General features: G+C 54.5%; 27 protein-coding genes. 8 read left to right on the top strand and 19 right to left on the bottom strand.

Features of this window, described 5'->3' with window-relative positions:
- The first annotated feature begins 98 nt into the window (after positions 1–98).
- The gene (gene mdh / locus ABD851_RS04460) at positions 99–1,037 is read left to right on the top strand and encodes a malate dehydrogenase (protein WP_344975971.1); all 939 of its coding nucleotides are present in this window, start codon (positions 99–101) and stop codon (positions 1,035–1,037) included.
- 96 nt (positions 1,038–1,133) lie between these two features.
- Here mdh and ABD851_RS04455 read toward each other — a convergent pair whose 3' ends face one another.
- A complete protein-coding gene (locus ABD851_RS04455) occupies positions 1,134–1,790 on the bottom strand; it encodes a DedA family protein (protein WP_344975968.1) in 657 nt (218 codons plus the stop codon).
- A 141-nt stretch (positions 1,791–1,931) separates the two neighbouring features.
- On the opposite strand from ABD851_RS04455, the gene upp reads away from it, so the two are divergent.
- Together upp and ABD851_RS04445 are read left to right on the top strand one after the other, a co-directional pair.
- The gene (upp, locus tag ABD851_RS04450) at positions 1,932–2,585 is read left to right on the top strand and encodes a uracil phosphoribosyltransferase (RefSeq protein ID WP_344975965.1); all 654 of its coding nucleotides are present in this window, start codon (positions 1,932–1,934) and stop codon (positions 2,583–2,585) included.
- Between the two features lie 60 nt (positions 2,586–2,645).
- The gene (locus ABD851_RS04445; protein ID WP_344975962.1) at positions 2,646–3,671 is read left to right on the top strand and encodes a PorP/SprF family type IX secretion system membrane protein; all 1,026 of its coding nucleotides are present in this window, start codon (positions 2,646–2,648) and stop codon (positions 3,669–3,671) included.
- Positions 3,672–3,739: 68 nt separating this feature from the next.
- Here ABD851_RS04445 and ABD851_RS04440 read toward each other — a convergent pair whose 3' ends face one another.
- The 5 genes from ABD851_RS04440 to ABD851_RS04420 form a co-directional block, all read right to left on the bottom strand.
- Entirely contained in the window at positions 3,740–4,255 is a 516-nt protein-coding gene (locus tag ABD851_RS04440; RefSeq protein WP_344975959.1) for a GNAT family N-acetyltransferase, read from the bottom strand.
- Between the two features lie 11 nt (positions 4,256–4,266).
- On the bottom strand, positions 4,267–4,512 hold the full coding sequence (locus tag ABD851_RS04435; RefSeq protein ID WP_344975956.1) for an Ada metal-binding domain-containing protein: 246 nt from the start codon (positions 4,510–4,512) through the stop codon (positions 4,267–4,269).
- A 3-nt stretch (positions 4,513–4,515) separates the two neighbouring features.
- On the bottom strand, positions 4,516–5,223 hold the full coding sequence (locus ABD851_RS04430) for a 2OG-Fe(II) oxygenase (protein ID WP_344975953.1): 708 nt from the start codon (positions 5,221–5,223) through the stop codon (positions 4,516–4,518).
- Positions 5,224–5,261: 38 nt separating this feature from the next.
- Positions 5,262–6,113: a bifunctional helix-turn-helix domain-containing protein/methylated-DNA--[protein]-cysteine S-methyltransferase gene (locus ABD851_RS04425; protein WP_344975950.1), complete on the bottom strand. Its 852-nt coding sequence runs from the start codon at positions 6,111–6,113 to the stop codon at positions 5,262–5,264.
- Positions 6,114–6,229: 116 nt separating this feature from the next.
- Positions 6,230–6,853 carry a DNA-3-methyladenine glycosylase gene (locus ABD851_RS04420; RefSeq protein WP_344975947.1) on the bottom strand — a complete coding sequence of 208 codons (624 nt, stop codon included), beginning with the start codon at positions 6,851–6,853 and terminating at the stop codon, positions 6,230–6,232.
- A gap of 111 nt (positions 6,854–6,964) precedes the next feature.
- On the opposite strand from ABD851_RS04420, the gene ABD851_RS04415 reads away from it, so the two are divergent.
- A complete protein-coding gene (locus ABD851_RS04415; protein ID WP_344975944.1) occupies positions 6,965–7,678 on the top strand; it encodes an SAM-dependent methyltransferase in 714 nt (237 codons plus the stop codon).
- 133 nt (positions 7,679–7,811) lie between these two features.
- On the opposite strand, the gene ABD851_RS04410 is transcribed toward ABD851_RS04415, so the two are convergent.
- A complete protein-coding gene (locus tag ABD851_RS04410; RefSeq protein WP_344975942.1) occupies positions 7,812–8,144 on the bottom strand; it encodes a hypothetical protein in 333 nt (110 codons plus the stop codon).
- A gap of 183 nt (positions 8,145–8,327) precedes the next feature.
- Here ABD851_RS04410 and bshA point away from each other — a divergent pair, with 183 nt between their 5' ends.
- Complete coding sequence (gene bshA / locus ABD851_RS04405; protein ID WP_344975939.1) at positions 8,328–9,449, top strand: N-acetyl-alpha-D-glucosaminyl L-malate synthase BshA; 1,122 nt, start codon at positions 8,328–8,330, stop codon at positions 9,447–9,449.
- A 56-nt stretch (positions 9,450–9,505) separates the two neighbouring features.
- Here bshA and ABD851_RS04400 read toward each other — a convergent pair whose 3' ends face one another.
- The 6 genes from ABD851_RS04400 to porV all read right to left on the bottom strand — a co-directional run bounded on the left by ABD851_RS04400 (position 9,506) and on the right by porV (position 15,901).
- Positions 9,506–10,936 carry a murein hydrolase activator EnvC family protein gene (locus ABD851_RS04400; RefSeq protein ID WP_344975936.1) on the bottom strand — a complete coding sequence of 477 codons (1,431 nt, stop codon included), beginning with the start codon at positions 10,934–10,936 and terminating at the stop codon, positions 9,506–9,508.
- A gap of 51 nt (positions 10,937–10,987) precedes the next feature.
- Positions 10,988–11,812 carry a lipoprotein insertase outer membrane protein LolB1 gene (gene lolB1, locus ABD851_RS04395; protein WP_344975933.1) on the bottom strand — a complete coding sequence of 275 codons (825 nt, stop codon included), beginning with the start codon at positions 11,810–11,812 and terminating at the stop codon, positions 10,988–10,990.
- Positions 11,813–11,834: 22 nt separating this feature from the next.
- A complete protein-coding gene (locus ABD851_RS04390; protein WP_344975930.1) occupies positions 11,835–13,592 on the bottom strand; it encodes a tetratricopeptide repeat protein in 1,758 nt (585 codons plus the stop codon).
- Between the two features lie 2 nt (positions 13,593–13,594).
- Positions 13,595–14,032, bottom strand: coding sequence for a dUTP diphosphatase (gene dut / locus ABD851_RS04385; RefSeq protein ID WP_344975927.1), 438 nt, complete (start codon positions 14,030–14,032; stop codon positions 13,595–13,597).
- Between the two features lie 126 nt (positions 14,033–14,158).
- Positions 14,159–14,656, bottom strand: a complete 498-nt coding sequence (gene ispF, locus ABD851_RS04380) for a 2-C-methyl-D-erythritol 2,4-cyclodiphosphate synthase (protein ID WP_344975924.1) — start codon at positions 14,654–14,656, stop codon at positions 14,159–14,161.
- 66 nt (positions 14,657–14,722) lie between these two features.
- Positions 14,723–15,901 carry a type IX secretion system outer membrane channel protein PorV gene (gene porV / locus ABD851_RS04375; RefSeq protein WP_344975921.1) on the bottom strand — a complete coding sequence of 393 codons (1,179 nt, stop codon included), beginning with the start codon at positions 15,899–15,901 and terminating at the stop codon, positions 14,723–14,725.
- A 233-nt stretch (positions 15,902–16,134) separates the two neighbouring features.
- On the opposite strand from porV, the gene ABD851_RS04370 reads away from it, so the two are divergent.
- Positions 16,135–17,670, top strand: coding sequence for an SUMF1/EgtB/PvdO family nonheme iron enzyme (locus tag ABD851_RS04370; RefSeq protein WP_344975918.1), 1,536 nt, complete (start codon positions 16,135–16,137; stop codon positions 17,668–17,670).
- Between the two features lie 16 nt (positions 17,671–17,686).
- Entirely contained in the window at positions 17,687–18,958 is a 1,272-nt protein-coding gene (locus tag ABD851_RS04365) for a UDP-N-acetylmuramoyl-tripeptide--D-alanyl-D-alanine ligase (protein ID WP_344976402.1), read from the top strand.
- Between the two features lie 5 nt (positions 18,959–18,963).
- Here the strand turns inward: ABD851_RS04365 and ABD851_RS04360 are convergent, their stop codons facing one another.
- From ABD851_RS04360 to ABD851_RS04340, 5 genes are all read right to left on the bottom strand, one after another.
- Positions 18,964–19,452 (bottom strand): YcxB family protein, encoded by a 489-nt coding sequence (locus tag ABD851_RS04360; protein ID WP_344975915.1) that lies wholly within the window; start codon positions 19,450–19,452, stop codon positions 18,964–18,966.
- A gap of 5 nt (positions 19,453–19,457) precedes the next feature.
- Positions 19,458–19,991, bottom strand: coding sequence for a hypothetical protein (locus ABD851_RS04355; protein WP_344975910.1), 534 nt, complete (start codon positions 19,989–19,991; stop codon positions 19,458–19,460).
- A 249-nt stretch (positions 19,992–20,240) separates the two neighbouring features.
- Positions 20,241–21,008 carry a phosphoglycerol geranylgeranyltransferase gene (locus ABD851_RS04350; protein WP_344975905.1) on the bottom strand — a complete coding sequence of 256 codons (768 nt, stop codon included), beginning with the start codon at positions 21,006–21,008 and terminating at the stop codon, positions 20,241–20,243.
- Positions 21,009–21,047: 39 nt separating this feature from the next.
- Positions 21,048–21,770 (bottom strand): LytR/AlgR family response regulator transcription factor, encoded by a 723-nt coding sequence (locus ABD851_RS04345; protein ID WP_344975902.1) that lies wholly within the window; start codon positions 21,768–21,770, stop codon positions 21,048–21,050.
- A gap of 70 nt (positions 21,771–21,840) precedes the next feature.
- Positions 21,841–22,863 carry a sensor histidine kinase gene (locus tag ABD851_RS04340; protein WP_344975899.1) on the bottom strand — a complete coding sequence of 341 codons (1,023 nt, stop codon included), beginning with the start codon at positions 22,861–22,863 and terminating at the stop codon, positions 21,841–21,843.
- Positions 22,864–23,029: 166 nt separating this feature from the next.
- Between ABD851_RS04340 and dxs the strand changes: the two genes are divergently transcribed.
- Entirely contained in the window at positions 23,030–24,961 is a 1,932-nt protein-coding gene (gene dxs / locus ABD851_RS04335; RefSeq protein WP_344975896.1) for a 1-deoxy-D-xylulose-5-phosphate synthase, read from the top strand.
- On the opposite strand, the gene ABD851_RS04330 is transcribed toward dxs, so the two are convergent.
- On the bottom strand, positions 24,958–25,962 hold the full coding sequence (locus ABD851_RS04330; protein WP_344975893.1) for an alpha/beta fold hydrolase: 1,005 nt from the start codon (positions 25,960–25,962) through the stop codon (positions 24,958–24,960). The genes dxs and ABD851_RS04330 overlap by 4 nt on opposite strands.
- Positions 25,963–26,068 lie beyond the last annotated feature (106 nt).

Genomic DNA, 26,068 nt, shown 5'->3' with positions numbered 1-26,068 from the left:
TACGGAATAACCCGGTTCCCCTTTCCCGGATTCTGGTCAAAATGACTACTTTTGTAAGGGCGAATTCATCTCTAACGTTTTAAAATATACATTTTACAATGAAAGTAACGGTTGTAGGTGCAGGAAATGTAGGAGCAACCTGTGCCAATGTATTGGCTCATAAAGACTTCCTCCAGGAAGTGGTGCTGCTTGATATCAAGGAAGGCGTATCCGAAGGCAAAGCCCTCGATATGTGGGAAACGGCTCCCATCAATTATTACAGCACAAAGCTGAAGGGGATTACCAACGACTATGCCGCCACCGCCGGCAGCAATGTAGTGGTGATCACCTCGGGATTGCCCCGTAAACCCGGGATGAGCCGGGATGATCTCATCTCCACCAATGCCGCCATCGTAAAATCGGTTACGGCCAACGTGATCAAACACTCTCCCGACGCGGTGATCGTGATCGTGTCCAACCCGCTGGACGTAATGACCTACTGCGCTTACCTGACGGCGGAGGTGGACAGCCGCCGCGTATTCGGCATGGCCGGCATCCTGGATACCGCCCGCTACAAGGCCTTCCTGGCCGATGAGATCGGGTGCTCTCCAAAAGATATCCAGGCGGTACTGATGGGCGGCCACGGCGATACGATGGTCCCCCTGCCCCGCTATACAACGGTCGGCGGCATTCCCGTTACCGAGCTGGTAGCGGAAGACAAGTTGAACGCTATCATCGAAAGAACCAAAAAAGGCGGCGGAGAGATCGTGAACCTGCTGGGCACCTCGGCCTGGTATGCTCCCGGTGCGGCCGCAGCCCAGATGGTGGAAGCCATCTGTAAAAACGAAAAACGCATATTCCCCTGCTGCGCCTGGCTCACCGGCGAATACGGCCTGGACAAGATATACCTGGGCGTACCGGTAGTATTGGGCGAGAAGGGTATCGAGCAGATCATCGAGCTGCAGCTCAACGAAGCCGAAAAGGCCCTGCTCGTGGAATCTGCCCAGCATGTGCGGGAAGTGATGTCGGTGCTGGACAATGCCCAGGTACCGGCCTGAACGCGCTGATGATATGATTACCTGCAGGCCCTGCCGCACTTCCGTGTGGCAGGGCTTTTTTATGAGGGAGCCTCTGCAGCAGGACTACGAAAAGAATTATGGATTTATGGGAGGAACGGCCGGGCTTTTCTTTTTCCCCAGAAAGAACCGCAGCAGCACCGGGGCGGTGGTGATAATGATAATGCCCAGCACGATCAGCTCCAGGTGTTCATCCAGGCCGGGGATCGCCTTACCCAGGTAATATCCCAGCAGGATCATGGAGCAGACCCAGGCTACGGAGCCGATAATATTGTAAACGATAAACTTCTTGTATTCCATCTTTACCACCCCGGCGACGATGGGAGCAAATGTCCGGATAAAAGGCAGAAAGCGGGCAAATACAATGGCCCCGCCCCCGTATTTCTCATAGAAAGCATGCGCAGCTTCCAGATGTTTTTTCTTAAAGAGCAGGGAATCTTTCCGCTTAAAGAGCAAGGGCCCCGATTTCCGGCCAAACCAGTAACCGGCAAAATTGCCTGCTATACCGGCCAGCGCCATCACGCCAATAACCTCCCATACGTTCAGACCGTTAATATGTCCACTGGCAGACAGGGTCATCCCGGTGACAAAAAGCAGCGAATCGCCCGGAAGAAAAAACCCGACAAACAAGCCCGTCTCTGCGAAAATGATAAACAGCAACAGCCATAACCCGCCATGTTCCAGTATCCATTGCGGGTTGATCAGGTGCTTAAAGAGTTCTAACAGTTGATCCATATGCTAACGTATCGGGCAAGCGCGGCTAAAAATACAGAATATATGAGTACCGCCGTGGTTTTTGATCCTTTTTTCTGCCTTGGCGCAACTATTGTGCCTGTTCCGGATTAATTCGTATTTTGAAATGTTAAAAAATCAGCCATGGTCATTAACCTCAGTGCTACCCCTTCCCTGGCAGGGGTATGGGTGGGTGAGATCCGCGACAAGCAGCTCCAAACCGATCGTATGCGGTTCCGCCGCAACCTGGAGCGCATCGGTGAAGCCGCTGCTTACGAGATCAGCAAACACTTGTCCTACCGGCAGACCACGGTGACGACCCCTCTGGGCACGGCTACCTGCGCTGTGCCGGAGCAGCAGCCGGTGCTGGCCACCATTCTGCGGGCCGGGATGCCGCTGCACCAGGGACTGCTGCATTATTTCGACCGTGCCGATAACGCCTTTATCTCCGCTTACCGCAAACACCATGCGGACGGTTCCTTCGATATACAGCTGGATTACCTTTCGTGCCCACCGCTGGACGGCCGCGTCCTTATCCTTGCCGATCCCATGCTGGCTACAGGGGCTTCCCTGGTCAAAACCCTCCAATGCCTGTTAAAGGAGGGAGGACAGCCGGCCGCCATACATGTGGTCAGTGCGCTGGCTTCGACGGAAGGCATCCGCCGGGTGCAAGAAGCATTTCCAAAAATTACCCTGTGGGCCGGCGACATAGATGAACAGCTGAATGACAAGGGATATATCGTTCCGGGTCTCGGCGACGCCGGCGACCTGGCCTTCGGGCTCAAAAAACAACAATGATTCGTAACTTTACCGGATGCTGTTCATCTGTAACAGATGCTGTTACAGCGACCTGGGCTTATGCGTAACCTATTGCTTCTTCCCCTGTTCACGGCAGTCGTCCTGCTCTGCAACGTGCGTCCCGCAGGGGCACAGGATCAGCATTTCACGCAGTTTTTCGCCTCTCCCCTCACCCTGAACCCGGGATTTACGGGCTTGTTCAACGGCGATTTCCGCGTGGCCGGCAACTATCGCAACCAGTGGTATACCCTCTCCACCCCTTTTGTAACCGGAACGGTTTCCGCCGATTTCGACATTCTGAAAAACACCATTGCCTACAACGATATCTGGGGTGTGGGCGTGCTGGCCATGTACGACCAGACCGGCGGCGGCGGACTTCGAAGCAATTACCTTGGTCTTTCCACGGCTTACCACAAAGGTCTGGATGAAGAAGGACGTCAAACCCTGGCGCTGGGCCTGCAGATCGCTCTTTCACAGAAACGGCTCGATCTGCAGAAGCTCTCTTTTGAGAACCAGCTGACCAATATGGGCTTTAACCCCACCCTGCCCAGCGGCGAATATTTCAACCGGACCAGCCTTTCGTATGTGGACTATAATGTCGGACTGCTCTACAATGCCGCCATCGGGGAAGCAGACAACCTGTATTTCGGGGCTTCCTATTATCATATCACCGAACCGGACGAGGCTTTTCTGAAGCAGGCCGACTATCTGAAGGCCCGCTATACGTTGCATGGAGGCGGAGGCTTTGTGGTGTCTGAGGCCGTCCGCGTATATGCCAGCGCGTTATACATGCAGCAGGGCGGTGCACAGGAGATCAATACAGGTGGGGCGCTGGGCCTGGTGGTCAACAAGGTGGAAGACAATCCTACGATCTTTTACATCGGCGGCTGGTATCGCTGGAACGATGCCATCAGTCCTTATATAGGACTCGAAGTCGGCAGCTTCCAGGCCGGCATGAGCTACGACATCAACATCTCGGACCTCAGCCCGGCCTCCCATTACCAAGGCGGACTGGAGCTATCCCTGATCTATATCCACCAGCACCGCGACCCCAACCGCAAAAAGCTGGTCTGCCCGAAGTTCTGAGTTCGACGTTTCCGGTTTGAGGTTTCGAGTTTCCCATTAGGCCAGGAAAATTCCAATCGTCATTTTCTCTATTCCACGGCTTCATTAAGATTGAGCATGTAAAGCCAATATCGCTTTCCGAGCTGTTGGTCAATTTCTTTTACAATTTTAAAGCCCAGACTTTCATAAATATGACGGGCTGCATTCATAAGTTCAGAAGTATGAAGTGCAATTACTTTTTCACCGTTCTGTCTGGCGCTGTCAACGCATAAAGTTGTGAGCTTTCGCCCAATCCCTTGTCCACTAAAGTTTGGATCAACTGTCACAAAACGAATATAACACCACTCTTTGTCATAAATGTCGGTCGGATTGCCATGAGAAACAAGGAAGGCCATTCCAATAATTTCATCTTTTCCGGTGGTGCATATGAAGCTCCTTGATTTGTCAAGCAACCATGTGTATGTCGCGTCATCGGTTAAGTTGTCAAATAATATTTGCCAGTTTTCAGGTGTTAACGCTGGTCGATATTGCTCCCAGGAATTAACAGCCAACTCTTTCAACTTGCGCCAATCGCGCCTTATGCCGTATCTATATGTTATATTCATCTACGGTTTGATTAAATAAATTCACTCTTCCATTTTTTATATTCTATCTTCAAACAACGTCCGCAGGGCCGGTAATTATTTTGCCGCGCTTCCTGTTCCGATGTAAAGAAAACCCTGTTTTCCCTTTTCATTCTTTTGCCTGCAGCACAACGCAATATACCATAAATCTTCAGCTTGCTATTTCCGCCTAAACGGATTTTCTGTTGTCTGATTTTATTGCGCAAATCGCTATCGGATATTTCAGTGTGCCGTATCATATCCTAACTGATAGCATCATGAAAAATAATGCCTAATGTATAGCGTTCGCCTGTTCTTACTTCGCTTACTCCGTGTTTCATGTATACACGATAATAACCTTTTATGCCTTTTTCAGGCCTGAAATTGGTCGTAAAAATCAGCAAATCTCCTTTCTTCGGCGTGAGAGCTATGGCTTTGGACTGAGCTCTCGGAATTTGCTGGGTCAATACAAATTCCCCGCCTGTAAAATCTTTGCCGGGTTCGTTCAGAAATAAAACCGCCTGTACCGGAAAATATATATCGCCATATAAATCCTGATGTAAGGCATTGAAACCGCCTTTGCCGTATTTCAATATCAGAACGGTTGCTTTTTGCTGTCCGTTCTGGCGGCATTGCCGCAATAATTCTCCGTGTTCTAATGGGAATTGCTTATCAACATTCAACGCCCTAAACCACGTATTGGCAATCGGCGCAAGGTGCGGATAAATGTTTGTTCTGATTTGCTGAATGATATCGGGCAAAGGATAATTAAAATACTTGTATTCGCCCAAACCAAAACGGTAGCGCTCCATTACTACCGTTTTCCTGTATGCGTTCGGATTATTGTATCCGGTTATCAGCATTTCACATTGTTTATCTGATAACAGATTGGGGATGATGGCGTAACCGTTTGTGTGCATTATTTCGGTTATGCTCTGCCAATCTGTTTTTTGTAACTTTTGCTTTATCATTTTATAACTGAAATTCCTGCGTTCACTGTTAATTCTGCCTACATTTTCCCAATGTCGATTTTTGCGCTTTCCCAGCCGATGATAGCGGTCTTTCTGGTGCTGCCCCACATATAACCGCCAATGTTGCCCGAAGATTGGATAACACGATGACAAGGAATGAGAAACGCAACGGGATTGCTGCCAACCGCTGTGCCTACCGCTCTCGAAGCGTTCGGACTTCCGATCTGTACTGCAACGTTGCCGTAAGTAGAAAGTCGTCCCATCGGGATTTTCAGAAGCGTTTCCCAAACTTTCAGCTGAAAATCCGTACCTTTTAAATGCAGCTTTATCTCGGGCAATTTGCTCCAATCATTTTGAAAAATGAACAACGCATTTTGCTGTATCAAATCCAATTTTCTTTGGAACGTTGCGTTCGGAAATTTTTTCTTCAAATCGTTCAATGCGTTGGCTTCGTCATCGTCAAAAGCCATATAACAAATACCTTTGGATGTGGAAGACACAATCAAATTTCCGAAAGGGCTTTCGGCAAAACTATAATTGACAGAAAGATTTTTACCGCCGTTTTTGTATTCGGCAGGCGTCATTCCCTCTATGTTGATGAAAAGGTCGTGCAGCCGTCCTATGCCTGAAAGTCCGGTTTCAAAAGCGGTATCAAAAAGCGTAGCTTGCCGGCCATCCAATAATTTCTTGGCGTGTTCAATACTGATGTATTGCAGAAACTTTTTGGGCGTCGTACCCGCCCACTCGCTGAACAAACGCTGAAAATGAAACGGACTTAAATGCACTTTTGAAGCAACTTCATCAAGGGTGGGTTGTTTTTTGAAGTTGTTTTTGATATATTCTATTGCTTCGGCAATCCGGTTGTAATTGAGTTGTTGTTGTGCTTTCATCGTTCTGAATTTATATTGCAAATGTCAGAACTATATCGCTGTCATAAAATCCGAAACTTGCTGAGTTTTTTCTGTCCGTTGCAGTTCGCACAGTTGTCAGTTGGCGTTACAGATCCCTAACCCGGAACCACCAGCCCCTTCCCCTTGCTGACCCAGGGATTGTCGCGGAGATAAAACCGGTAAAGGCGGTAAGCGTCTTCGCGGGCGTAATCCACGCCTACGCGGGTAGCTTTTACAATCTGCCGGGGGCTGACCCGCTGCCCGTCGTCTCCGATCCATAGCCGCTCATCCGTGATCAGGTTATAGCCAGTATGCTCCGTGCGGATGCCCAGCGCCTGGGTGAGCGCCCCGGGACCGGCGGTAAGGGTATAAGCAGGTTTTGCCTTCCCGCGGCGCTCCAGCATGTATTCAATACCCGCTACCGGCTCTACGGCGCGGACCAATACGGCATGGGGAATATCGGCTTCGTTGACCACCACATTAAACAAATGGTGAATGCCGTAACACAAATAAACATAAGCCAGTCCGCCTTTGTTATACATCACCTCGGTTCGCTGCGTGCGTCTTCCGCCCCAGGCATGCGAAGCGCGGTCGGTGATTCCTGCATAGGCTTCTGTTTCCACGATACGCCCCGCCGTATAGTTACCGTCGAAGTTGCTGATCAGCACCTTGCCCAGCAATTCCCGGGATATCTTTACGACATCCCCGCGGGTATAAAAAGATTCCGGTAAACGTGTCATTGTAATCCTCCTGTATAGACAGACAAATTTAATTCATACGCCGTAGAACCCCGCTTCATTTTGAGCATGTGGGCCGATTGATGTAAATTACGCAGCCACAGCTGTATCCATATGCCACAATCCCACGCAAAAGTATACCTGATCCCCTGTGTGCTCAGCCCGCATACGCTGGACGTGCTGCCGGCCTACGTGGCACAAACAGCTGCGCAGCTGCGGCATTTCTTTGTGGAAAACGAAAGGTCCGCCCGGCGGTTCCTGAAGGAGCTCTGCCCGGCTATCGTCATCGATGAGCTGCAGCTGTACCCGATGAACGAGCATCATCCGCCCGATCTTTCACAGCTTCGCCGGCTGCTGAAGGAAAAAACTTCCCTCGGCGTGCTCAGCGAGGCGGGCTATCCCTGCATAGCCGACCCCGGAAAGGAGGTGGTGCAGACGGCGCATGCTGCAGGAGCGGCGGTGATACCGCTCTCCGGTCCTTCTTCCCTCCTCCTGGCCCTGGCCGCCTCGGGGATGAATGGGCAAAACTTCCAGTTTACCGGTTACCTGCCGGTAAAGCAGGAAGAGCGGATATCCACCCTGAAAGCCCTGGAAAAACGCGCCCGGCAGCTGGGGCAGACCCAGCTTTTTATAGAAACGCCGTACCGCAACCGGGCGCTCCTGGAAGATATCCTGCAGCACTGCCAGCCGGCTACCCGGCTCTGCATCGCCGCAGACATTACCGGTCCGGAAGAATTCATCCGCACCCGCTCCGTCGCGGAATGGCGGCAGCACCCTCCGCCAGACCTGCACAAACGGCCGGCCATCTTTGTGATGGACGCTTTTTAAAGGTGAAAGGTAAAGGGTGAAAGGTGAAGGGCATTTTAAGTCTAAGATTTCATTCCAGGCAGATGAACTTTAGACTTTAGACCTTGAACCTTAGACCACGGAACCTCAAACAGGAAACCCATTCCTATTGTCCCTATGGTCTCCCCACAAACAGCACCTTATCGGCAATATAGCGGCAGGAGCCCCGCCAGGGCAGGCTCCCATGATATTCATAGTAGTGCAACACCACCGCCCGGCCGGTACAATGCTGTAGCGAATCGGCCAGCTCGGGATCCGTCACGGCAAAGGTAAAATCGCGGCCGGACAGCCTCCCCTTCCAGGTTTTATATAACGAAGAGCTGAGCGTAATATCCTTTAATACCCCCGATTTGTGTCCTTCCGCAAAAGGAGCGTAATACCGCCAGTAAGTAAAAAGGCTGCCGGCGATCAGCAACACGAAAAGCAGAAATACGAGAAAGCGTTTCATAAAGCACAGCATTATGTCCGCACGACAGGCAAAATCGGTCGGACAAGTCGTAAAGACAGGCCGTAAAGATACAATGCCGCTCCCGGAAAGCAATGCAGTACTCCCGCGCCGGATCGCATCGTTTACCGCATTTTGGCTTACCTTAGCGCGGCGATAGTCTTTAAAAAATAACGGCAGACAGCAATGCGTATCGGAATCGTTTGCTACCCCACCTATGGCGGTAGCGGAGTCCTGGCCACCGAGCTGGGTAAGGCACTGGCAGACAAAGGGCACATGGTGCATTTCATTACCTACCAGCAGCCCGTACGGCTGGACGGTTTTCACCCCAACATTTACTATCATGAAGTAAATGTGCCCACTTACCCGCTTTTTGACTATCCGCCGTATGAGTCGGCGCTGTCCAGCACGCTGGTGGATGTCATCAGCAATAACGACCTGGACCTGCTGCATGTGCACTACGCCATTCCCCATGCTACTACCGCCTACCTGGCCAGGCAGATCCTTTTGAAACAGGGCAAGAAAATCCCGGTGATCACCACCCTGCACGGCACCGACATCACGCTGGTAGGGAGGGACAAGACCTATGCTCCCGTGGTGGCTTTTTCCATCAACGAATCGGATGCCATCACCGCCGTTTCGGAAAACCTGCGGGACGAAACCTACCGCACCTTCGACATCCGGAAACCCATTTCCGTCATCTATAACTTTACCGATACCCGTCGCTTCCGGCCCCGGGAATGTCCCAATGCCCGGAAGGCGATCGCTCCCAACGGGGAAAAGATACTCCTGCACATTTCCAACTTCCGCAAAGTAAAACGCGTAGCCGATGTGGTGAAGGTCTTCAGACAGGTCAGGGAAGCCCTGCCGGCCAAGCTGCTGCTCATCGGAGACGGCCCGGACCGGCCCGTGATCGAAGGGATGTGCCGGGAATGGGGCATCTGCGGGGACATCCGTTTTGTCGGCAAGCAGGAACAGCTCGAGGAAGTGCTGGCTGTTTCCGACATCTTTATCCTGCCTTCGGAGTATGAAAGCTTCGGCCTGGCGGCGCTGGAAGCGATGGCTTCCGGCGTGGCGGTTATTTCTTCGGATGCCGGCGGTCTGCCCGAGATCAATATCCAGGGAAAGACCGGCTTTCTCAGCCCGGTGGGCGACGTAGACGGTATGGCGGCTCACGCCATCGCGTTGCTGCAGGACGAGGCGCTGCTCAAAAAGTTCAAGCAACAGGCCTGCGAGGCGGCCCAGCGTTTTCATATCGACAGGATCATACCGGAGTACGAGGCGTTGTACCAGCAATTTGTGCCGTGAAGCAGCTCGTATAAAGAGAGGGACACTTGTTCCCGGCGGTGGTCAGTGTCCGGCGATCAGTGTCCGCCGGCCAGCCAGGTTTCCGGATTTACCGCCACACTGCCCTTATATATCTTAAAGTCAAGCGCCGCATCTCCGGTAGAAGGATCCGTATAGGCGGTACCGATAGGTTGCATGGTCTTTACCTTATCTCCTTTCTGAACAGACACATCCTTGAGGTTGGCATATACGGTAAAATACTGTCCGTGCCGGATCATCACATTCCAACGACCCGACAACAGGAACACGTTGGCTACATCGCCGTCGAATACGGCCCGCACGGAGGCGCCGGTATTGGTCCGCAGCGTCACCCCGTCGTTATCCCAGGTAACCTTATCCAGCACCGGGTGTTTGTGCACCCCGAAGGGATCCATGACGATGGCTTTGGCCACGGGCCAGGGCAGGCGGCCCCGGTTGGCCTCGAAATTTTCTGAGAGGGCCAGCGCTTCCGGTGTACTTTCCAGCACATTTTCGGGACGGGCGCTTTTTTCAGGGGCTGCGGCCGCGGTTTCCGGAGCCGTGGCTGCTGCGCCGGCATCGGCAACGGCAGGGGAAGCGCTCTCCTGCGCTTCGCCGGCAGCGGGACTTTCACCCGAAGCCCGTTGTGCGGCAAGGGCGCGCTGCCGCGCCTCTTCTGCGCGTTTCCGTGCTTCTGCCTCGGCACGGGCGCGCGCAGCCGCTTCTTCTGCAGCCTTCCGCCGCGCTGCCTCTATCTCCTGACGGATCACGGCCGCGATCTTCACATTCAGCTGCCGCGATGCCTTTTTCTTTTCGTTGATATCGGCGAGCAATTCCTTTTCGTGCCCCTTCAGCGACTGTACCACCTCATCCTGCTGGCGCTGCTCTTCCTCCATATCTTTCCGTTGGCCTTCTTCGCTTTCCAGCACCTTGCTGCGCTTGTCCTTGATAGCCGCCAGGGTGGCGATCTTCTTCTTTAAAGCGTCCTGCGTTTCGAGAATAGTGCCCGCCTGATGCTTGCGGTACTCCCGGTATTGCTTGAGATATTGGAAGCGCTTTATGGCATCGTTGAAGCTGTGGGCGGAGAGAATGAAATTGAGATAATCATAGGTGTTATGATTTTTATACGCGTATACCACCAGCTCCGCATACTGGGCTTTCAGCGTATCCAGGTCTTTCTGCAGCGAGCTGATGTCCCGGTTGGCTTTGTTGATATCCCCGTTGATATAGTTGATCTCCTGGTTGATGTTTTTTATCAGCTTGTTGCGCAGCCGCAGCTTGTTTTGAATCAGCTGAAGCTGGGTCATGCTTTTGCGGCGATCCTGCTTCACATCGCCCAGCTCACGGGTGGATTGTTCGATATCCTGCTGCAGCTGGGTCCGCTTTCTTTCCAGCTCTGCCCGCTCGGGCGACCGCTCCTGGGCGCGCAGCAATGCCGGCAACAACAGGAGTATGATCATACAGGCAGAACGAAATATCTTGAAAGGCACAGGCATATTTTTGAATCAGACAAATATAGAAAAAAGAACGGTTCGCCATTTTTACTCCCGCCGGTATTTGCTGCTGACAGCAAAAGGATAGGTAAGCGGCTGATCAAATTCCGGACGAACGAACCGGATATCGACGCGGGCGGTAGCTTTAGGGGTAGCCACGCTGATCATGCGGTGCAGGGGAAAGCTGCGGCCATCGTTTGCCGGTTCGTAATCCTCATACCGCAGATCGCAGGCGCGGCGGGTGCTGTCCTTTTCGGTAAGATGGTTCTGCTGCAGACGGTAATCGCCGGCAGAGAGGGTGACACGGTTGCTGAATTCCGGTCCTTCCGCCATAAAAGACCAGGCCCCATCCTTTTGCTCGAGGCTGCTCAGGGAATCGGTGAGGTAAACGGGATTGCCGGCCAGGAGATCCTGCAGGGTACTGAAATCAAAGGGCAGGTGCAATACTTCCTGGAGTGAATCAATGCTTCGCACGGTGACGGTTTTTTTGAAATAATTGACCAGCTGCACTTCGCGGGGCGTGATCAGCACCCGGGCCATCTCGATACCCAGCACAGGACGGACCGATATCCAGATAATGCTGTCGCGCCGCATCCGGATAAAAACGGTGATCCCCTGCTGTTTTTCCTTTTCGGTTTCAACATCCACCCTGGCCCGGGCGGAAAAGGTGGTATAGTCTGTCCTTCTTGCCAGCAGCGTATCATGCAGGGCCTTTAGCTGCAGCGCTTCGTCTGCCCCCCGCTCCGGCCGCGGAGACAAGGTTCCTGCTTCGCGGGACTTGCGCACCGCTTTCCGTGATGTTTTGCACTGCCAGCCGAGCAGCAGCCCCAGACCCAGCAACAGGATAAGTCCTCTCCTCGTACACCTTTGCATCCGTTAATCGTTTATTTATTTTCTACGGCAATTTCCGCGCCGCAATTTTCCGTTCCAGCACAGCAGAACCGGCGCCTTTCTCCCGGGCGAGCTGCCAGTATTTTACCGCGCGGTCCACCTGCCTCAGCTTGTACAGGATATCGCCGTAATGCTCAAGATAGCCGGGATGCGCCCGGGCGCCGGGCCGGCTGAGCACACGCTCCATCCATTGTTTTGCTTCGCGGTACCGCCGCAGCTTGAACAGGATGCGGGCATACGTATCTTCATAATTGTCATTCCCCGGACTCAGCTTCAGGGATAAGGCGGACATGCGGGCCGCCTTCTTCAGCTGCTCGCCGCGTTCGGAAAGATAGTAACTATAGTTGTTCAGCGTAAGATCGTCGTCAGGCTTCAGCCGGAGGGCTTTCTCAAAACAGCTGTCCGAATCGGCATAGCGCTGCATGGCGTTATAGGCTTCCGCCAGCGAAATATAAATCCTGTTCCGGATCTTATCATTTTTTATGGGAACGGTCAACGCCTGCTGCAGGTCTCTCACCCCTTCCGGATACTGCTGCTCCGCCACCTTTACCACGCCGCTGAAATACCAGCCGAGCAATTCGTCCGGGAAGCGCCGGGTGACCACCCCGCTGATCCGCAGCAACGAATCGTTCTGCTCCTTTGCGGCATAGATCAGCATCAGCTGCTGCCACAGCTCAAACCGGGAATCGTCCAGCGCCATGGAACGGCGGTACTGTACCAGCGCGCTGTCCGGCTGCCCCGCCTGATACCACATGTCGCCGTAGAGGGCATAAGCCCGTGCCTCGCCCGGATGCGCATGTACGATCATCCGGCAGAGCTTCAGGGCCTCGTCTTTTTTGGTGGAATCCACCTCGATGTACTTCAGGAAAGGATATACAAAAGCGATCTTGTCGTCAATGGCATAGCCGGGGTTGGCAAATGCTTTGCCCATGTATTTTTCATAAGTCCGCTCCGCTCCCTTTTTTTTGTATTGCAGGGCAATGGCCACCAGGGCGCGGGGATTGCCCGGGTCTCTTTTCAGCAGCGTATCATATACGCTGATGGCTTTGTCCGGCAGGTCCTTCATATCGTATACCTGCGCCAGCAAGGCGTAATAACGGCCTTCCTCCGGGTACAGCCGGATAAGCTTGCGGATCTCGGCAGCGGCGGCTTCTGTATTTCCCATTTTCAGAAAAAGGGCCTGCTTCTGATATACCAGCTCTTCATTTACACCCTGCTGCTCTTCCAGCCGGTCCAGCAGCTGCAGCGCTTCGGTATGCCTACCTGCATTGCCGCGCAGGATAGCTTCATTCAGCAGGTACTGGTCTTCATGAGGATGCCGGCGGTATAAGTTTTCAAACAGATCGGCCGCCTTGTCCGGCTGCTTGTCGCCGACCAGGGCGTCGGCATAAGCAATGGTAAACCAACGGTTGCTGCTGTCTGCCTGGTAGGCGCTCCGGGCATAAGGGAGGGCCGCGGCGGGTTCGTGGAGCTGACCGAAGATCCGGGACAGCTCATATTTTGCCGCAGCGTTTTCGGGCTGCAGGCGTAAAACGTCTTCAAAAAGCCGGATCGCCGCTTTCGGCTCTCCGGCAAACGCTGTTTTTTTTGCCTCAAAGAAAAGACTGTCGACCCGCTGCGCTGGAGACAGCCAATCGTCTGCGCCTGTGCTGACGGCGGATACGGCATTATCCTGTCCTGCCGTGCGGGTGGTCCGGCAGGAGCCTGCTACAACCAGCGCACCCACACATCCCAAGACTATTATCGTACGGCAGCGCAGCATATTCAGTGTTTTCCGGTATGCCCGAAACCTCCGTCGCCCCGCACGGTGGCGGAAAGCATTTCCACTTCTTCCCAGGTCACCTGCTCAAAACGGGCAATGACCATCTGTGCGATCCGGTCGCCCGGGTGGATAACCTGAGGATCGCCGGACAGGTTGACGAGGATAATACGGATTTCCCCCCGGTAATCCGCATCAATGGTGCCGGGCGTATTCAGCAGGGTCAGTCCCTGCTTGAGGGCCAGGCCGCTGCGGGGGCGGATCTGGGCCTCATAGCCTTCGGGCAGCTCCATAAAAAGACCGGTCGGGACCAGGGCCCTCTCCAGGGACTGCAGCGTCAGCGGCGCTTCCAGGTGAGCACGCAGGTCCATGCCCGCGGCACTGTGCGTAGCATAGGCAGGCAGGGGAAAAGGCGACTGGTTAATGATCTTAACGGAAGGCATATTCGATTTATTTTTATTTGATGATTTGGAAATTTGATGAGAAGGCAATCAGCACATCACCAAATCAGCACATTATCAAATCGACTTCCCCCTTCAGGGGGCTGGGGGACAGATCAAAGATAAAACTTATTCAAGGGATTCCGCCCCGTCCCGCATGAGCAGCACCGTGGCATAGGCGATCACCCCTTCCTCCCTGCCGACAAAACCGAGGCGTTCGGTAGTGGTGGCCTTGACGGAGACATCCCCGGTCCCGATATCCAGACAAGCGGCGATGGCCTGCTGCATGGCGGGGACATAAGATTTTATCTTGGGCTCCTGCAGACACAGCGTCGTATCCACATTGATCACCCGGTAGCCTTTTTCGCGGATCAGCTGCCGGCTCCGGCGCAGCAGCACTTTGCTGTCGATATCCTTATAAGCCGCATCCGTATCCGGAAAATGCACCCCGATATCGCCCAGACAGGCCGCTCCCAGCATGGCGTCACAGATGGCATGCAGCAGCACGTCGGCGTCGCTATGCCCCACGGCGCCCCGGTCATGGGGCACCTGTACGCCCCCCAGCCAGAAAGGCCGGCCGGCCTCCAGCCGATGAAAATCTACTCCTGAACCGATACGAAACGACATAATTACGGATTGATATGATAAAGGGTGAAAAAAACGGCAGTTACCGGAAGCTCCGCGCAGCCGATATTATTCCTTTTGCTTAAAATCCACCAGCAGGGAAAAACGCAGGGTATTGGAAAGCGGATTTTGCTGTATGCCCCCGGAAGGGATCAGGTAGGAGAAATTAAAGCCCAGCTGTTCGTACTTAATGCCGACGCCCACGGTCAGGTATTTCCGGTCGCCCTTGGTACGGTGCTCATTGTAATATCCCGCCCGCACGGCAAACAGATCGTCGTACCAGTATTCCACGCCCAGCGAATACATCAGCTCATGAAATTCTTCCTTAAATCCCCCCGGGGCGTCCGAAAAAGAGCCGAAGATACCTTCCACCACGCTTTTCCGCCGGTAACGGGGCACCCCGTTCTCATCTCTCCCGCTGGTGTCGGGGGTGGGCACCAGCAGCTTGTTGATATCCGCTGCGAAAGTGATCTTGTTCTGTTCGTCTATCCGGTGGGTATACGCCCCTCCGATGCCGAGGTCCGATGGGAGAAAGTCTCCCTCTCCCGCCTTACGGGTATAGGATATCTTACTGCCGAGATTGGTAAGGGTGATGCCGGCGTTCCAGGTATCCATAGTACCGTTGCTGTTGGTGACATCCTGGGTATAAAAGGCAGAAATATCCCCCGCAATGGCCTGCCCGGCCTTGTAGGAGATGCCCGTGCTGGTGTTGATGCCGGAGGCCAGATGGGAGTATATGTAACGCAGCGCCAGCCCGACGGACCAGTGGTCGGACAGCTTGCGCGCATAGCCCGCGTCGAAAGCAAATTCGCGGGGATGAAAATCGCCCTGGTCCTGCCCGTATTCATCGGTAAACTGTATATGGCCGATATCGAAATAGCGCAGAGAGGCGCCGATAGCCTGTTCGTCGTCGATCTTTTTATAGCCGCTGACCGTGGCCAGGAACACGTCGTTGACCAGCTCTTTCAGCCAGGGGGTGTAGGTCAGGGATACCGAGCTCTCTTTCTCCGCAAAGGGAAGCTTGGAAAGGTTCCAGAAAACGGCGCTCGCATCCGGCGACAGGGCAATGCCGGCATCTCCCATAGCCCCGCTGCGGGCATCCGGGGATATACGCAGAAAAGGCACCGCCGTATTGATCGTATTGATCCGCCCGTCAAGCTCGCCGGTAGAGACCTGGCCCAGCGCCGCACGGGGTGCAGAAAGCAAATACACGCTACTCGCACACAAAAAGGCAACCGCTATTCTCATGCAGGCTGTAAAATTATTTAAGGACGTAAAAATAGTCAAATTAAGCATACCGCTCCCCATCCGGGTGGAGCGTCCGCCGGATGCGCTTATAACGGACCCCGCGGAGGTTTATTGCAGGATGCCGCCGTATTCCGCGGAAATGGGCCGTTTTCCCCGCCCCGCACGGAACATGCCGCTGCAAAAATAAAACTGCTATATTTGCGTTATTACGTATGGTATAATGTCTTTGTTCCATGAGCAGACTACAACAGGCGGGAATCCTGGCTTTTGCGGCATTACTGCTGGGCCTCGGTTCCTGCGGGCTTATCAAAAAAAAGCACGACCAATCCTCCGCTACGGGCTGGAACTATAACGACCCGAACTGGGGCGGTTATTATGTGGCGGAAAATAAGGAGCAGCAAAGCGGGCCCGGCCTGGTATTCGTACAGGGCGGTACCTTTACCATGGGATCCACCGAGCAGGATGTGATGGGCGACTGGAACAATATCCCCAAACGGGTCACCGTATCTTCCTTCTACATCGACGAAACCGAAGTTTCCAACGTCAACTACCGGGAATACCTTTACTGGCTGGGAAGGGTGTTCAGCGGCAGCTATCCCGAGATATACCGGGCCGCGCTGCCCGATACCCTGGCCTGGCGAAGCCAGCTGGCCTATAACGAGCCGCTTGTCGAATATTATTTCCGTCACCCGGCGTATAACGACTTTCCCGTAGTGGGCGTTACCTGGGAGCAGGCCAACAACTACTGCCGCTGGCGCTCGGACCGGGTCAACGAAAAGATGCTCATAGAGGCCGGCGTGCTTTCCCCCACGGATATCAACAACGAGGCGGACGAAAACAATTTTACCACCAAGTCCTACATTGCCGGGCTGTACGAAGGCACTCCGGGTAAAAAGGCCGGCGCAAAGAGCTCGCCTTACAAAAATCCCGACGGCTCTCCCCGCTCCCTCAACATGTCCGACGGGGTCATGCTGCCGGACTACCGGCTGCCCACCGAAGCGGAATGGGAATATGCGGCCCTCGCTTATATCGGACAGAACCCCAATCCCTCCAAACGCGAAGGCAAACAGGGGGAGGCCCTGATCATGAACCGTCAGGTATACCCCTGGTCCGTAAACCCGAACGGGCTGCGCGACCCGCGCCGCGGAGCCTGGCAGGGTGAATTCCTGGCCAACTTCAAACAGCGCTCCGGCGACAATATGGGGGTGGCCGGGGGGCTGAATGACCGGGCTTCCATACCGGGACCGGTAAGATCGTTCTACCCTAACAACTTCGGCATCTATAATATGGCCGGGAACGTCAGCGAATGGGTAAGGGACGTGTATCGCCCCCTGACTCCGGAAGACGGCGACGATTTCAACTATTTCCGCGGGAATGTATTCCGCGATGTATACCGCAATGCGGAGGGCGAGCCGGAAGTGGACAGCCTGGGTCAGGTAAAGACCATCCTCCAGCCGGATTCCCTGATCGCCGACCGGCTGAATTACCAGCGGGCAGACGTCAGGGACTACCTTGACGGGGATTCGCTTTCCGGCGCCACTTATGATTACGGCCATACCACGCTGATCAACGATAAAAGCCGCGTCATCAAAGGCGGTTCCTGGAATGACCGCCCCTACTGGCTCTCGCCGGGTACCCGCCGCTATATGCAGCAGGACATGGCCGCCAACACCGTTGGGTTTCGCTGCGCCATGGACCGCGTAGGCAGCCAGGAAGGCAACAACTTCAAGACCGGGAACTACTTCCGCAAGCCAAGGGCAAAAAGATAAGCCGAAAGCATTCGCTCTGGACATTCCGTCGCTATACCAGCTTTACCGCCGGCATCCGGCCGTACATACCGACACGCGCGCCCCGTTGGAGGGAAGTCTCTTCTTTGCCCTGAAGGGCCCGCATTTCAACGGCAACCGCTTTGCGGCAGCCGCCCTGGAACAGGGCGCCGCCTATGCCGTGATCGACGACCCGGCTTTTCGGACGGACGAACGCTGCATCCTGGTGGATGACGTCCTGACCGCCCTGCAGCAGCTGGCCCGCCATCACCGCGACCAGCTGAACATCCCCGTGCTCGCCATCACCGGCTCCAACGGCAAAACCACCACCAAAGAGCTGTGCCGCGCGGTGCTGGGTACCGCCTACCGCACTTATGCTACCGAAGGCAACCTGAACAACCATATCGGGGTGCCGCTTACCCTGCTCCGCATACCGGCCGGCACTGAAATCGCCATCGTGGAGATGGGGGCCAACCATCTGCGGGAGATCGCCTCCTACTGCCTTATCGCCAACCCCACACACGGCCTGATCACCAATTGCGGAAAAGCCCATCTGGAAGGGTTCGGGGGCATCGAAGGAGTGCGCAGGGGAAAGGGAGAGCTGTTTGACCATCTCCGGGCCACAGGCGGCAGCGCTTTTGTCTGCCGGGATTTCGGCTATCTCCGGGAAATGAGCCATGACATCCGGGAGATCTACTGGTACGGTACCGGCGAAGATGTGCAGCTGAGCGGCTCCATACGGGAGAACACGCTTTTCCTGCACCTCAGCACCAGCTATACCGGCCCCATAGCTACCCGTCTTGTCGGGGACTACAACCTGTATAACGCACTGGCAGCCATAGCCGTAGGGAAATATTTCCGGGTACCGCCCGAAAAGGCCCGGGAAGCGCTGGAGCAATACCTGCCCGCCAACCAGCGCTCCCAGGTAATACATGAAGGCAGCAACACCCTCGTGCTCGACGCCTACAATGCCAACCCTACCAGCATGAAAGCGGCAGTGGAAAACTTCGCGGCCCTAAAAGGGTCCCGCAAGGTATTGCTGCTGGGCGCCATGATGGAGCTGGGGGCCGACAGCCTGGCTGAGCACCGGGAGCTGGTGCGGCTGATCGGACAATATCCGTGGCTGCAGGTGGTGTTGGTGGGGGGCGACTTTGCCCGGGTGGATCATCCCTACCTCTTCTTCCCCGACGCAGAAGCGGCAGGAACATGGTACAGGCAGCAGCATTTTGAAAACACCGCCTTGCTCATCAAGGGGTCCCGGAGCATAGCCATGGAGAAAATCATCCGCTGAGCCGCTTACTTTTTTATATAATCATCGAATTTGCTTCGCAGCAGCCTGCTGAAATCCCCCCGCTCCGCTTCGTCCCGGAAGGCCTGGGCCGGCACAAGGAAAAAAGATTTCTTATCGCGGTAGAGATAATGGAAGGTAGCCGTTTCCACCACGCTGTTAAAGCTGCGCCAGGACAGGCTGCGTTCGCCGACGTGGGTGCCGATGGTAACCCCGTCCTCATTGTACTGCAGCCGGATGAATTCTTTGAAGGTAGCTGCTTTCCGGTAGATAGAAAGCGGCAGCAGGTACCAGAAGGCCAGCAGCAGCACAGCCAGCATCAATGCAATGGCCACCACCACCGGCAGGGATACCATGTGCAGAAAATAACCCAACACCGCTATGCCCAGCAGCACAAACAGGGCTATCCGGAACAGCCTGATCTCCGCGCGGTTTAAAAAATGGAACCGCAGCGCATTGATCACTTCGGCCTTCTGATAACGAAAGTTAATCTGCATGTGGCTTACCTGGCTATGATTTGAACATGCACATCGCCGGAGGAAGATGGTTCGTCAGGAGCCGTAATATCCTGATCCGGTACGTCAGCCGGGGCCGCGGGGCGGACGGCCTGGATGACCGGTAGCTCCGCAGGCCGGCCGGCGCTGTTGTCACCCGCGCGGATAGCGACATCAGGATAATGCGTTTTGATGTATTCAAAATACTCATGGAGATTTTCCCAGCTGAGGTTCAGCGGCGGCAGGAAGTCCTTCTCCCGGTTATCGCCGGACAAGGCCGTCCGGATCATATCCTCATGCTGCAGGTACCATTTGTAAAATTCGGTAATGCTTTTGTAGAATACACATTTGTCGTCTTCCTGGCTGCGGCTTTGGGTGCGGGGCGACATAAAAATAAATTCCTCCACGCCCCGGGGCGGGCAGCGTTTCACACAACTGTCATCCGCTATTTTCTCCCCTTTACCGATCGGATCCCCCTTGGCGGAAGAAAAAAACGGGATATTGCCTGCCAGCACCAGCATCAAGATCAACCGCTTGTTCATATACATCCGGATTTGACCGTAAGGTACTAAGAATGTCGAAGAAAAAGAAACCGTATAACCGCCGGCGAAGCCCGACGTAAAATACCGTCCTGCCCGGGGCCGGAATCCGTAAATGGGTAAAAACAAGAACGGCGCATGGAAATGCGCCGACGTTGTTACTATCTTATGAAAACCCTATTTAAAAGCAAACATAGGGCAAAAAATATTACGTTCCAAATTTTTTTTCAAAAAAATAATATTGGCGGTGGGTTATGCCGGAGTACTTACCGGCAGGGAATGAACGGCAGCGGCAATTTCCCGCACGGGAGCCTCGCCCTTTTCAATGGCATTCCCCACTACGATCACATCGGCTCCCGCCTTACAGTTGCGGTATGCCTTTTCCGGATCTTTGATCCCGCCGCCGACGATCAGGGGCACGGAGATGTGAGCGGCCACGCGCGCGATCATGCTTTCCGAGATGGTCTGCCGGGCGCCGCTGCCGGCATCCATATAAATAACGCGCTTGCCCAGCATTTCTCCCGCCATGGCGGTGCAAAGGGCGATATCGTCCTTGTTGGCGGGAATAGGGGCGGCATTGCTCATATAGGAAACGGCCGTAGGCGTTCCCCCGTCAATGACCATGTAGCCGGTGGCAATTACCTCCACGCCGCTCTGGCGTACGGCCGGCGCCGAGATGACGTGCTGACCGATCAGCAGGTCGGCATTCCTGCCCGAGATCAGCGAAAGATACAGCAGGGCATCCGCATGCCGGGAGAGCTGGGAAGGGTGGCCGGGAAACAGGACCACCGGTATGTCGCACGAACGCTTGATCTGCAGGATACATTCGTCGAGATTATCCGTCAGTACCAGGCTTCCTCCCATAAAAAAATAATCCACCCCGGCATCTACCGACTGCCCGATGAGCTTTTCGAGGGCGGCAGGATTGGTCTTGTCAGGGTCGATCAGGACCGCAAATGACTTACGGCCCGCTTGTTTCTGTGCTGTCAGGGAAGTATATATCGCGTTGGCAGGGATCATAATGTGACAAATCTATGCTTTTTGCCGGAATTCCATCACTCACAGGCTCATCATCTCCCGGAAGCGTACCGCCTGACGGCGGGATACCTCTATCTTTTCGCCGCCCTGCATTTCCAGCAGCAACCCCCCGTTGAAATAGGTATCGATCTTTTCGATATGCCGCAGGTTCACGATATGTTTACGGTTGGCGCGGAAAAACGTCCGTTCGTCCAGCCGTTCTTCCAGCGCGTTTAACGACTTCAGGATCAGCGGTTTATTCTGTTCAAAATAAACCCGGGCATAGTTGCCCACGCTTTCAAACAGGCGGATGTCCTGCAGCTTCACAAACCAGCAGCGATCCCCGTCTTTCACAAAGACCTGATCGGCTTCGCTCAGCTTGCCCCGGTTTTGCTGCACCAGCCGCTCCTTCTCCTCCTGCTGCTGCAGCTTCTGGAGCGCGTCGGCCAGCCGTTTGGGCTCCACGGGCTTCATCAGGTAGTCCAGCGCATTGTATTCAAAGGCCTTGAGGGCGTATTCGTCATACGCGGTAGTAAAGATCACCTGCGGCACCTTTTCCAGGGAAGCCAGCAGCTCAAAGCCCGTTTTGTCCGGCATCTGTATATCCAGGAAAAGCAGGTCCGGCTGGAGGGCGGCTATCTTCTCCTCCCCGTCCTTTGCATTCACCGCTTCACCCACTACCTCGATCTCGGGAAAATCGGTCAGGAGTTTTTTCAGCTCGCTGCGCGCCAGCCTTTCATCGTCGATAATAAGCGCCTTTTTCATCCGTAAAATATTTATCTTTTTTTAACAGTAAGATAAGACCTTCCGCCCTGTCACCAGGCTCCCAAGCTTTTTACAACGGTATCCGTATTTTTGTTTCCACCAGCTGGTCATCCCCGTTATAAATCTGAAAGGACGCCTTATCCCGGTAAAGGAGCTCAAGCCGCTGCCGCGTGCTTTTCAGACCAAAGCCGTCCTCGTTGACATTGGCGGAGAGGTGCCCTGTGTTCCGGATGGTAATCTCGTGCTGCAGACCCACAATGCGGGAGACGATTTCCACCACGCCGCCGCGGATTGATTTGGAAATGCCATGCTTCAGGGCATTCTCCACCAGCGTCTGCAACATCATCGGGGGCACCGGCAGGTCCAGCGTCTCCGGGTCGATATGGTATTGAACCTTAAGCCTCTCCTCAAACCGGATCAGCTCCAGCGCCAGGTAATCCCTGACGATGCTCAGCTCATCCTCGAGCCTCACCGTCTCCATCTTCTCCAGCTGCATGGAGCTCCTCAGGATGTTGGACAGCTCGGTAATGGCGGTGCGGGCCCGCTGCGGATTTTCATCCACCAGCGCCCGGATGCTGTTCAGGGCATTAAAGATAAAATGCGGATTCAGCTGGGATTTGATCGTCCGCAGCTCCAGGCCCTTGACCACCGACTCCAGCTGCAGCCGGTCCATCTTATACTGCTGGTCCTTCTGGAAATAATGCCAGAGAAAATAGATCATGGTCCATACCATGACCAGAAAAGAAGCGCCCAGAAGCCGTTTCGGATCGAACAGCGTCCGTTCCTTGTCGAAATGAAGGAGCCCGTTGAGCCCGCCCAGCATGAGGGCGATCAGCACCCCGCAGACGATCACCGCAATCAGGGACCGGATGATGACCTTATCCAGCGAATACTCCAGCCAGTGAAAATGCACGATCATCGTCCGCAAAAGATGGGTCACCACGAAGCCGCTGGTAATCAGGAAAAGCTGGTAAATGAGAAAATCGGTATTGACCCTCCCCAGCGTAAGGTACACAATGGTATTGAGCACCAGCCAGGACAGCCATCCCCCCAGCTGACACCACCAATAATATCTTGAAATGTTCTTAAACATACCGGTTGGCAATCTTCCTCCGAGGGACCAAATCTATACCCGTAACGGCAAATTAGGAAATCCTTTTATATCAATGGGCGGGGTGAAGGCTAAAAGGCGAAAGGCGAAAGGTGAAAGGCAGAAAAACGTTATCTTTGGTCTTATTTTACCCTTTAAACGGGCATCTATGGACATCACCCCCGGTCCGCTGCTCAGCCAGATCAGTTCCCCCGATGACCTGAAAAGTCTGAGACGTGACCAGCTCAACCAGCTCTGCGACGAACTGCGGCAGTATATCATCGATGTGGTGAGCGTGCATGGCGGCCATTTTGCCGCCAGCCTGGGTGTAGTAGAGCTTACCGTTGCCCTGCATTACGTGTTCAACACACCGGACGACCAGCTGGTATGGGATGTCGGGCATCAGGCTTACGGCCATAAGATCCTCACGGGCCGCCGGGACGATTTTCATACCAACCGTAAATACAAGGGTATCAGCGGCTTTCCGCGCCGTGCGGAAAGCAAATACGATGCCTTCGGGGTCGGTCATTCCTCCACCTCCATCTCCGCCGCGCTCGGCATGGCCATCGCCGATGCCTATCGGGGCGACTTCCAGAAGCAGCATATTGCCGTGATCGGAGACGGCGCCATGACCGCCGGACTCGCCTTCGAAGCGCTCAATCATGCCGGGGTATCCAACGCCAACCTGCTGATTATCCTGAACGACAACTGCATGTCCATCGACCCCAACGTGGGGGCGCTCAAGGAATATCTTACCGATATCACCACCTCGCCGGCTTATAACCGGCTGAAGGAAGATGTGTGGAACCTCATGGGCAAGCTGCCCGTGGGGAGGAAGTTTACCCGCAACATGGCTTCCCGCCTGGAAACGGGTATCAAGGGCATGGTCTCCAAATCAAGCAACCTTTTTGAGTCGCTGCGCCTGCGCTATTTCGGGCCGATCGACGGGCATAATGTCCAGAAGCTGACCGATACGCTGCAGGACCTGAAACAGATTCCAGGCCCCAAGCTCCTGCATATCGTTACGGTAAAAGGCAAAGGCTATGCGCTGGCCGAAAAAGACCAGACGCGGTGGCATGCGCCCGGTCTGTTTGACAAGATGACCGGAGAAATCCAGAAAAAACCCGTCACCGGTCCCCAGCCTCCCAAATACCAGGACGTATTCGGGCATACCATCATTACGCTGGCCGAGCAGAACGACCGTGTCATGGGCGTTACCCCGGCCATGCCTTCCGGCTCCTCCCTCAAATTCATGATGGAGAAAATGCCGGACCGAGCCTTTGACGTGGGCATCTGCGAACAGCATGCCGTTACGCTCTCCGCCGGCATGGCTACCCACGGCCTGAAGGTCTTTTGCAATATCTACTCCACCTTCATGCAGCGGGGTTACGACCAGGTGGTGCACGATGTGGCCATACAGGATCTTCCCGTTATCTTCTGCCTGGACCGGGCCGGGCTGGTGGGAGAAGACGGAGCCACCCACCACGGCGCCTATGACATCGCTTATATGCGCTGCCTGCCCAACATGATCGTCAGCGCTCCGATGAACGAAGCGGAGCTCCGCAACCTCATGTACACCGCGCAGCTGCCATCTACCACCCATCCTTTTGTGATACGCTATCCCCGCGGAACGGGCGTGATGCCCGAATGGGAAACGCCGTTTGAGGAGATCCGCATCGGCACCGGCCGGAAGATCGCCGGGGGCCGGGAGATCGCCATACTCTCCTACGGACATCCGGGTAACTTCGTAACGGAAGCCTGCCGCGAGCTGACGACCGACGGCATATGCCCCGCGCATTATGACCTCCGCTTTGTAAAGCCGCTGGACGAGGCCCTGCTTGACGAGGTGTTCCACAGTTTTGACAAGATCGTCACCGTGGAGGACGGCTGCATCATGGGCGGCTTCGGCAGCGCCGTGCTGGAGTTTATGGCTGCCCGCGGCTATCACGCGCAGGTAAAGATGCTCGGCATACCCGACCGGGTGATCGAACAGGGCAAGCCCGAAGCGCTGCAGCATGAAGCCGGATTTGATCCGGCCAGCATTGCCGCTGCCGTCAGGACCATGCTTGGCGTAAAGGTAAAGTCGGTCGTGAAGGTCTAATGCGCCGCAAAATCCAGCACCGCTTTCATAAAAAGGTCGAAATGCTCCAGATGCGGGATATGTCCGCATTCCGGGATGGGAATGTATTTGCAGTCCGGTATCTCGCGGGAAAGCTTTTTACCCAGCTCCGGGAAATTGCCTAAGGTTTTCAGCACTTCCGGGCTGACGCGGTCCTTCCCCAGCGCCGTATGATCATTTTGCCCCAGCATCAGCAACACCGGCATCTTCAGGTCCTTAAACTCATGACATACAGGCTGGGTGTAGATCATCTCGTAGGTCAGCGCCGACACCATGGCAATGCGGGGGTATTCAGGGCTTAGCGTCCAGCGGAAGACCGGCTCGATCCATTCGTTATAGGCATCCTTCCAGCGGTAGAAATAATTTTTTTTCTGGTAATTGACCAGCCGCTCAAAGGTCTGATGCAGCTGCACCTGGTACTCATCGGCAATGGAACGGTAAGGCACGCCCTTCTCCCGGTAGTCTTCCAGACCGAGGGGATTCTCATAGATCAGCTTCTGCACGCGCTCCGGATACATCAGCGAAAAACGGGTAGCCAGCATCCCGCCCATGGAATGACCGACGACAAATACCTGCCGGATACCCAGGGTATCGAGCACCTGCCGGGTATTGGAGGCCAGCAGCTCAAAGGAATAATGAATATCGGGTTTGGAAGATTTCCCGAAGCCGACCTGGTCGGGGGCTACTACACGGTATCCCTGCGCCGTAAGCGCCCGGATCACGTCCTTCCAGTAGGCGGCAAAAAAGTTCTTACCATGCAGCAGCAGAAAAGTCTTGCCGTTCCAGCTGTCCGGCTTTACATCCATATAAGCCATCTCCAGATCCTGCCCCTGGATATGCAGGGGGAGATAGTGCACCGGATAGGGATAAGCATAATTTTCCATAGCCGTTCCCATGGGCTGCACCTGCGATGGCTGTTGTGCGCATACATCCAATGTTGCGCACAGCAGCAGTCCGGAAAGCAAAACGATATATTTCCGCATAACGAAAATTTGAATGGCCCGGGTCTGAGATGAGGTCTTCGTAAGACAAACCAACTTTAGACCTTAAATGCGTAGCATTGGCAACGGAGTTGATTTATTTTTAAAT

It is taken from the genome of Compostibacter hankyongensis (genome assembly GCF_039541075.1).
In the GTDB taxonomy this organism is placed as follows: Bacteria; Bacteroidota; Bacteroidia; order Chitinophagales; family Chitinophagaceae; genus Compostibacter; species Compostibacter hankyongensis.
This window is presented reverse-complemented; position numbering and strand designations above follow the sequence as displayed.

Coding starts and splice junctions, on each gene's coding strand:
- ABD851_RS04445 (WP_344975962.1), top strand. CDS start 2,646: ATGCGTAACCTATTGCTTCTTCCCCTGTTCACGGCAGTCGTCCTGCTC.
- ABD851_RS04440 (WP_344975959.1), bottom strand. CDS start 4,255: ATGAATATAACATATAGATACGGCATAAGGCGCGATTGGCGCAAGTTG.
- ABD851_RS04370 (WP_344975918.1), top strand. CDS start 16,135: ATGAGCAGACTACAACAGGCGGGAATCCTGGCTTTTGCGGCATTACTG.
- mdh (WP_344975971.1), top strand. CDS start 99: ATGAAAGTAACGGTTGTAGGTGCAGGAAATGTAGGAGCAACCTGTGCC.
- bshA (WP_344975939.1), top strand. CDS start 8,328: ATGCGTATCGGAATCGTTTGCTACCCCACCTATGGCGGTAGCGGAGTC.
- ABD851_RS04410 (WP_344975942.1), bottom strand. CDS start 8,144: ATGAAACGCTTTCTCGTATTTCTGCTTTTCGTGTTGCTGATCGCCGGC.
- ABD851_RS04355 (WP_344975910.1), bottom strand. CDS start 19,991: ATGAACAAGCGGTTGATCTTGATGCTGGTGCTGGCAGGCAATATCCCG.
- ABD851_RS04350 (WP_344975905.1), bottom strand. CDS start 21,008: ATGATCCCTGCCAACGCGATATATACTTCCCTGACAGCACAGAAACAA.
- porV (WP_344975921.1), bottom strand. CDS start 15,901: ATGAGAATAGCGGTTGCCTTTTTGTGTGCGAGTAGCGTGTATTTGCTT.
- ispF (WP_344975924.1), bottom strand. CDS start 14,656: ATGTCGTTTCGTATCGGTTCAGGAGTAGATTTTCATCGGCTGGAGGCC.
- upp (WP_344975965.1), top strand. CDS start 1,932: ATGGTCATTAACCTCAGTGCTACCCCTTCCCTGGCAGGGGTATGGGTG.
- ABD851_RS04330 (WP_344975893.1), bottom strand. CDS start 25,962: ATGCGGAAATATATCGTTTTGCTTTCCGGACTGCTGCTGTGCGCAACA.
- ABD851_RS04340 (WP_344975899.1), bottom strand. CDS start 22,863: ATGTTTAAGAACATTTCAAGATATTATTGGTGGTGTCAGCTGGGGGGA.
- ABD851_RS04455 (WP_344975968.1), bottom strand. CDS start 1,790: ATGGATCAACTGTTAGAACTCTTTAAGCACCTGATCAACCCGCAATGG.
- lolB1 (WP_344975933.1), bottom strand. CDS start 11,812: ATGCAAAGGTGTACGAGGAGAGGACTTATCCTGTTGCTGGGTCTGGGG.
- dxs (WP_344975896.1), top strand. CDS start 23,030: ATGGACATCACCCCCGGTCCGCTGCTCAGCCAGATCAGTTCCCCCGAT.
- ABD851_RS04425 (WP_344975950.1), bottom strand. CDS start 6,113: ATGAAAGCACAACAACAACTCAATTACAACCGGATTGCCGAAGCAATA.
- ABD851_RS04360 (WP_344975915.1), bottom strand. CDS start 19,452: ATGCAGATTAACTTTCGTTATCAGAAGGCCGAAGTGATCAATGCGCTG.
- ABD851_RS04435 (WP_344975956.1), bottom strand. CDS start 4,512: ATGATACGGCACACTGAAATATCCGATAGCGATTTGCGCAATAAAATC.
- ABD851_RS04420 (WP_344975947.1), bottom strand. CDS start 6,853: ATGACACGTTTACCGGAATCTTTTTATACCCGCGGGGATGTCGTAAAG.
- ABD851_RS04415 (WP_344975944.1), top strand. CDS start 6,965: ATGCCACAATCCCACGCAAAAGTATACCTGATCCCCTGTGTGCTCAGC.
- ABD851_RS04345 (WP_344975902.1), bottom strand. CDS start 21,770: ATGAAAAAGGCGCTTATTATCGACGATGAAAGGCTGGCGCGCAGCGAG.
- ABD851_RS04390 (WP_344975930.1), bottom strand. CDS start 13,592: ATGCTGCGCTGCCGTACGATAATAGTCTTGGGATGTGTGGGTGCGCTG.
- ABD851_RS04430 (WP_344975953.1), bottom strand. CDS start 5,223: ATGATAAAGCAAAAGTTACAAAAAACAGATTGGCAGAGCATAACCGAA.
- dut (WP_344975927.1), bottom strand. CDS start 14,032: ATGCCTTCCGTTAAGATCATTAACCAGTCGCCTTTTCCCCTGCCTGCC.